At 70.4% G+C, this 6,882-nt stretch carries 4 protein-coding genes; 1 reads left to right on the forward strand and 3 read right to left on the reverse strand.

Annotation, left to right across the window (positions count from 1 at the left end; all coding sequences use genetic code 11):
- Nucleotides 1–49 precede the first annotated feature (49 nt).
- The 3 genes from DXK32_RS26480 to DXK32_RS26490 are packed head-to-tail and all read right to left on the reverse strand — an operon-like array spanning nucleotide 50 to nucleotide 5,745.
- Nucleotides 50–2,974, reverse strand: a complete 2,925-nt coding sequence (locus DXK32_RS26480) for a PAS domain S-box protein (protein ID WP_162801358.1) — start codon at nucleotides 2,972–2,974, stop codon at nucleotides 50–52.
- 16 nt (nucleotides 2,975–2,990) lie between these two features.
- Nucleotides 2,991–3,473, reverse strand: coding sequence for a response regulator (locus DXK32_RS26485; RefSeq protein WP_114861248.1), 483 nt, complete (start codon nucleotides 3,471–3,473; stop codon nucleotides 2,991–2,993).
- Nucleotides 3,466–5,745 (reverse strand): ATP-binding protein, encoded by a 2,280-nt coding sequence (locus tag DXK32_RS26490; protein WP_114861249.1) that lies wholly within the window; start codon nucleotides 5,743–5,745, stop codon nucleotides 3,466–3,468. Before DXK32_RS26490 ends, DXK32_RS26485 begins: the two co-directional genes overlap by 8 nt.
- A gap of 371 nt (nucleotides 5,746–6,116) precedes the next feature.
- Between DXK32_RS26490 and DXK32_RS26495 the strand changes: the two genes are divergently transcribed.
- Nucleotides 6,117–6,824: a Crp/Fnr family transcriptional regulator gene (locus DXK32_RS26495; RefSeq protein WP_114861250.1), complete on the forward strand. Its 708-nt coding sequence runs from the start codon at nucleotides 6,117–6,119 to the stop codon at nucleotides 6,822–6,824.
- The last annotated feature ends 58 nt before the right edge of the window (nucleotides 6,825–6,882 follow it).

Raw genomic sequence — 6,882 nt, forward strand, 5'->3', positions numbered from 1 at the left:
GCGGAGTCCGTGCGCGGGGCCGGACTCGTCCTTGGAGGAGAATAACGCATCAATCGCAGTGGCGTTCCGGGACAGATTCACGCAGGGCGCCCCCGCCGCCGCCCCCGCCGGCATTGCCACCGCCCCGCGTGTGGGCCAGCATACCGGTGACGCGGGCGACCAGGGCCGTCGTCTCGAAGGGCTTCTGGAGCACCTCGCAGCCCGGCTCCAGGATGCCGGTGCCGAGCGTCGCGTCGTAGGCGTAGCCGGTCATGAACAGCACGCCCAATTCGGGTCGCCGCTCATGCACCGCCTCGGCCAGTTGCCGCCCGTTCATGCCGGGAAGCCCGACGTCGGTCACCACCAGATCGGCGCGCAATCCGCCGTCCAGCAACTCCAGCGCCTCCGTGCCGTCCGACGCCTCGACCACGTCCAGACCGGCGTCCTCCAACGCCTGAACCGCGACCATGCGGACCAGCGCCTCGTCCTCCACCAGCAGAACGGTTCCGGCGGTGTTGTCCGCGACCCCATCCACCGCCGCGTCGGCGGCGGGCGCGGCGGCGGCCCCCGGCGGAAGACCGGCGCCCTCCTCCCCGTCGCAGCGCGGCAGGTAGAGGCGAACGGCGGTGCCCCGCCCGGCCTCGCTGTCGATGCGCACCAGCCCGTGCGACTGGCTGACGAAGCCATAGACCTGCGACAGGCCCAGCCCGGTCCCCTGCCCGATCGGCTTGGTGGTGAAGAAGGGATCGAAGGCGCGCTTGATGATGTCGGGCGGCATCCCCATGCCGGTGTCGGCGACGGTCAGGACCACATAATCGCCGGGTGCCGCGCCGGAGGCATCGCCCGCCACGTCGGCCGCCGTCAGATGGGCGTTGGCCGCGGTGATGGTGATGAGCCCGCCGTCCGGCATGGCGTCGCGGGCGTTCACCACCAGATTCAGCAGGGCGATCTCCAGCTGGTTGGAATCGCACCAGGCCGCCCAAGCGTCCGGCGGGCAATCCGTCGCGATGGACACCTGCTCGCCCACCGTGCGGCGCAGCAGGTCCTCCATCCCCTGGACCAGCACACAGGGTTCCGTCGCGTCGGGGCGCAGCGGCTGCCGCCGGGCGAAGGCGAGGAGGCGTTGCGTCAGCCCGGCGGCGCGGGTCGCCCCGACCTTGGCGTGGCCGGCGTAGTCGCGCAGATCCGCCCGCTCCGCCGTGTCCAGCCGGGACAGCAGCAGGTCCAGATTGCCGGAAATCGCCGTCAGCAGGTTGTTGAAGTCGTGGGCGATGCCGCCGGTGAGCTGGCCCAGCGCGTCCATCTTCTGAGAGTGGCGCAGGGCCTCCTCGGCCCGCTCGCGCTCCGCCTCGGCGCGCAGGCGGGCGGACACGTCGACCACGGCGGCCATGGTGCGCAGGAAGCTCCCCCACCCGTCGCGCTCGATCCGGGCGGAGACCAGAACGTCGGCGATCTCCCCCGACCGTTTGACCAGCCGGTAGGGTATGTCCTGGAACGCGCCGAGACGCAGCAACTCCGGCCAGCGGTGCTCCCGATGCTCCCGCGCGACATCGGGCGGCATGAACTCCGTGATGTTGCGGCCGAGCACCTGGCCCCGGCTCTCGTAACCCATGAACTCCAGCCAGCGGTCGCTGACGCTCAGCAGCCTGCCCTCGGCGTCCAGGGAGTGCAGCGGCACCGGCGTCTTGGTGTAGAGCGCGCTGAGGTCGGCCTGGGCGCGCTGCCGCTCCGCCACCTCGCCCAGCAGGCGGCGGTTGGCGGCCACCAGTTCCGCCGTGCGCTCGGCCACCTGCCTTTCCAGATCCTCGCGGGCGTCGGCCTGGGCGGCGCGGGCCTTCACCGCGTCGTCGATGTCGGTGCAGGTGCCGAACCAGCGGGTGATCCGCCCGTCGCCCTCGCGCAGCGGCACCGCCCGCCCGAGGAACCAGCGGTACCGCCCCCCGGCCTCGCGCAGCCGGTACTCGACCTCGTAGAAATCGCCCGACCGCACCGCGGCGGTCCACAGGGCGGCGGTTCGCGCCCGGTCGTCGGGATGGACCACCTCCATCCAGGCGGCGCCGGTCATCGCCTCCGGCCGGGTTCCGGTGTAGGCGAACCAATGCAGGTTGTAATAATCGGGGAGGCCGTCCGGCGGGGCCGACCAGACGAGCTGCGGCATGCTTTCCGCGATGGCGCGGAACTTGGCCTCGCTGTCGCGCAGCGCGATCTCCGAGGCGCGCCGGTCGGTGATGTCGCGCACCACCACCGAATAGGCGGCCGGCGCGCCGGTGGGGTCGCGCGCCACGGTCAGCACGGTGGAGCCGAAGAAACGCCGCCCGTCGCGCGCGGCGTGGGTCCATTCGACCTCGCAGCGCTCCTTCTCCGCCACCCCGGCCAGCAGGCCGCGGATGTTCTCCGCGCAGCGCTCCTCCGGCGCGAAGAGCAGGGACAGCGGGCGGCCGAGCGCCTCCTCCTCGCTGTGGCCGAACAGGCGGCGGCTGCCCTCGTTCCACGAGGTGATGCGGCCCTCCAGGTCCAGCGTGACGATGGCGTAATCGCGGATATCGTCGATGGCCTGCCGCAACCGGCGCAGATTCTCCTCGGCCAGCCGCCGCTCGGCCAGGGTGCGGGCCTCGACCACCGCCCGCTCCACCGCGGCGGGCAGATGGGCCAGCCGCTGCTTCAGCACATAGTCGCGCGCCCCCATCTTCAGCGCCGACACCGCCGTCTCCTCCCCCATGCGGCCCGACAGGAACAGGAAGGGGGTTTCCGGAGCGCGGGCCTTGGCGATGCCCAGCGCCTCCAGCCCGTCGAAGTCGGGCAGCGAGAAGTCGGCCAGGATCAGGTCGAAGCGCCGCCCGTCTGCCGCCGCCCCGACCAGCGCCGCCTCGAAGGCCGCGCGGGTGTCCACGCGGGTCACGTCGCAGGCGATTCCCGCCTTCCGCAGGCGTGCGCAGGCCAGTTCGCAGTCGAGCGGGCTGTCTTCCAGATGCAGGATGGTCACCACGGAGGGCATTCCCGAGGGCATTCCTTCAGACGCCTTTTCCCGTGGGCGGGGTTCCCGCCGGACGGCGGGCGCAGCCGACCGGAGGTTCGTTCAGGATCGCCCAGAAGGCGCCCAGGTCGCGGATCGCCTGGAAGAAGGCCTTGAAGTCCACCGGCTTCACCACGAAGGCGTTCACCCCCAGCTTGTAGCTGCGCACGAGGTCGCTTTCCTCGCGCGACGCGGTGAGCATCACGATGGGGACATGCCGGGTCTCGGGGTCGTTCTTCACCCGCTCCAGCACCTCCAGCCCGTCGATCTTCGGCAGCTTGAGGTCGAGCAGGACGACGGCGGGAAGCTGGGTCGGCTTGCCCGTCTCCGGGTCGCGCCGGGTCAGCATGCCCAGAGCCTCCTCGCCGTCGCGGGCGACGATCACATCGTTGGCGAGCTGGCATTTCTCCAGCGCCGCCAGGGTCAGCTCCAGATCCCGCGGGTTGTCTTCGACCAGCAGGATGGGTTTCAGGTCACTCATCGAAGTCTCGCAGATCGGGTTTCGCCGCCCCGGCCTTCGGCAGCGTGAAGTAGAAGATGGCCCCCTTGTCGAGCCGTCCGTCGGCCCAGGTCCGTCCGCCATGGCGGTCCACGGCGCGGCGCACGTTGGCCAGACCGATGCCGATGCCTTCGAACTCCTCGTTGCGGTGCAGCCGTTGAAAGACTCCGAACAGCTTCTTCTCGTAAGCCTGATTGAAGCCGACCCCGTTGTCCCTGACGAAGAAGAGGGTTTCGGTGGGCCGGTCTTCGCAACCCACGGCGATGCGCGCCGGTTCCCGGTCGCGGGAATATTTGATGGCGTTCGACAAAAGATTTTGCAGAACCAGCCGAATCATCACGGGATCGCCGCGCACCGTGGGCAGCGGGGCGATGTCCCACTCGATGGCCCGCCCGGCGGTGTCGGGGGCCAGCGTCTCCCGCACCTCCGCCACCAGGGCGTTCATGTCCATGGAGACGGGGGTCAGCTCGCTGCGCCCCATCTGCGAGAAGTGCAGCAGATTGTCCACCAGCGTGCCGGCGCTGTTGGCCGCGTCCACGATGACGTTCAGATAGCGCTTTCCGGTGTCGCTCAACCGGTCCGCCTCCAGCTCCTGCAACAGCTCGGCGTAGCCGACGATGTGGCGGAACGGAGCGCGCAGGTCGTGGGAGACCGAGTAGGAGAAGGACTCCAACTCCTTGTTGGAGCGCGCCAGCTCCCGCGACAGGGCGGCCAGCTCCTCCGCCTTGCGCAGGACGATGCCGATGACGGCGTGGCGCAGCGCCGCGGCGGTGTCGCGCTCGGCCGCGGTCCAGGGCAGCGCGCGGTGGCGCACCGTCTCCTTCCAGGTCTCGAAGGAGGCGCGCGGGCTGAGACCCCGCCCGTCGCGGTCGAGCGGTTTGCGCGGGTCGCCGCCCCAGCGGACGGTGCGCACCACCTCGGGCCGGAACCACAGAACGTAGCTGGCGTGCAGCTTCGACACGGCGATGGCCAGCAGCCCAGCCGCCTTGCCTTCGAAGCCCGCCGCGGGCGGGTAGAGGGCGGGCAGGCTGTCCGTCTCGAACTGCTCCGGCTCGCCCTGGGCGGCCAGCCAGTCGACGAGGCCGCGCACCTGCTCCTCCGTCGGGGTGTCGCCGACCAGCGTGCAGCGCCGCTCGAAGACGACGGCGGCGCCGCTGGCGTTGGCGAAGCGCAGCAGGTCGTCGGGATGCTCGGTCAGCCCGGCGATGAAGGGGTCGGTCTGGGCCATGGCGGCGAGCAGCCGCGCCTGGATGCCCTGCAAGGCGATGCGGTGCTCGGCGTCGCGCCGGTCCTCCACCGCGGCGATGCGCACCGACAGGATCTGGGCGATCAGGTCGCAGGCCGAGCGGACGGCGTAGGACACCGCCTTCGGCGCGTGGTGATGGCAGGAGACCAGCCCCCACAGCGCCCCATGCAGCAGGATCGACACCGACATGGAGGAGGCGGTTTCCATGTTCCGCATGTATTGCACATGCACCGGCGACACGCTGCGCAGGACGGAAAAGCTGAGATCGAGCGGCGGTGTCCCGGCGGCGGCCGACGGCGGCGCGACCAGCGGCACCGGGGTGTAGCCGGCGTCGGGGATCAGCCGCTGGCGGTTCAGCCGGTACAGCTCGCGCGCCTGGGTGGGGATGTCGGAGGCGGGAAAGCGCAGGTCCATATAGGAGGGCAGCCGCCCGTTCCCGTCCTCCGCCACCACCGTGCCGTGCCAGTCGGCGTCGAAGCGGTAGATCAGCACGCGGTCGAAGCCGGTCAGCGCGCGGACCTCCTGCGCGGCGCAGCTCAGAAGGTCCGTCGGCGCGTTCAGCGCGTCCAGCCGCTCCAGCGCCTCGCGCATGCGCGGATAGACGTGGTCGAGGAGGTCGGTCTCCAGCCCGTCCAGCCGTTCCAGCTCCAGGATCACCACGCTGCCGCCCGCCGCGTCACCGACGGTGTGGGCAAGCAGCTGGTGACGGCCGGCACCGGGCAGTTCGGTCACGGCGACCGGCACCGGGCGGGAGGGAACCGGACCGGCGGCGAGGAAGGAGCGGACGGCGGTGGCGATCCGCGGGTGCAGCGCCCGTTCCAACGGCTGACCCAACGCCTGCGCCAGCGGCAGGGACAGCGCCGGCGCGGCGTTGGCGCTGGCTTGGATCAGGGTGTCGCCGGCGTCGCTTCCGGAGAAGGCCAACAGCATGCCGTGGGGCTGGATGCTGCCGGGGCGATGGATCGGTTCCCGGCTGCAGGCGTCGAGGTCCAAATCACCAACGGTCATGGCGCTGATCCTCGCCGCAGCGTTCACTCCGAAAACAAAGACAATCCAATAGGTCGCTCCTTAATGCCCTGCTCGCCGTCCGGTCTATTCGATGATTTCAGATAATGTCGAATGTTTGACGGGGCGGGCATCTCTTTGGTTATCAACGGTAGGGGGCTGAGACAATACCACTTCAGAACAAGGGCATAAGCGATTGGTCATATGGATTGCCTTTCGCTGCGCGCAACTTGGGAAGAGGGGGTAGGACACGATACGGGATATCGCCCGGGACGGATCCACGCGGTTGGAACTTTTCGACCGGATCGCGTAAAATCCGCTCCGGAGCTTCGGGCGGAACCGGAACGGGTCCGGCGGACGGAAGGCGGGCAGGGGTGCATCGGAATGGAATCGACGCCGCGCGGCTGGGCGCCGCGCGCTGCAGCAGCTGCGCCATCCGGGACCTCGTCCTGTTCGGCGACCTGCGCGACCAGGATTTCGACCTGATCCACATCCCCATCGACGAGCTGCGCTTCCAGCCCGGCGCCACGCTCTACAGCGCCGGGGACGAGGGCGGTTCCCTCTACACGATCCGCAGCGGGCTGGTGAAGCTGGTCCAGTTCCTCCCCGACGGCACGCAGCGCATCGTCCGGCTGCTCCGCCGGGGCGCCGTGGCCGGGCTGGAGGTGCTGGTCGGCAAGCCCTACGAGCACACCGCCGTCGTGCTTCAGGAGGCCGAAACCTGCCGCCTGCCGCGGGCCGTGGTCGAGCGGCTGAGCAAGGAGACGCCGCGCCTGCACGCCCGCCTGATGGAGCGCTGGTACCAGTCCCTGCATCAGGCCGACGAGTGGCTGACCGAGCTGTCCACCGGCAGCGCCCGGCGGCGGCTGGCCCGGCTGTTCCTGAAGCTCGCCGCCGATGCCCCGAACGAGCCGGTCCTGCTGTCGGGCCGCGAGGATCTGGGCGCCATGCTCGGCGTCGGCATGGAGACGGCCAGCCGCACCGTCGCCGAGTTCAAGCGCGCGGGCCTGGTGGTCGAGCAGGCGCCGAACGTCTTCGTCTGCGACCTGTCCGCGCTGGAGGCGGTGGCGCTGGACGGGTAGAAGACCCGTTCTCGTCCCTGCCCCCACCCCGGGCCTCCGGCAAAAATCGCCACCAACC

This window comes from Azospirillum brasilense (genome assembly GCF_003349955.1).
In the GTDB taxonomy this organism is placed as follows: Bacteria; Pseudomonadota; Alphaproteobacteria; order Azospirillales; family Azospirillaceae; genus Azospirillum; species Azospirillum brasilense_B.

Bases quoted from the DNA above. Each gene is read 5' to 3' on its own strand.
- DXK32_RS26485 (WP_114861248.1), bottom strand. From the start codon at position 3,473: ATGAGTGACCTGAAACCCATCCTGCTGGTCGAAGACAACCCGCGGGAT.
- DXK32_RS26490 (WP_114861249.1), bottom strand. From the start codon at position 5,745: ATGACCGTTGGTGATTTGGACCTCGACGCCTGCAGCCGGGAACCGATC.
- DXK32_RS26480 (WP_162801358.1), bottom strand. From the start codon at position 2,974: ATGCCCTCCGTGGTGACCATCCTGCATCTGGAAGACAGCCCGCTCGAC.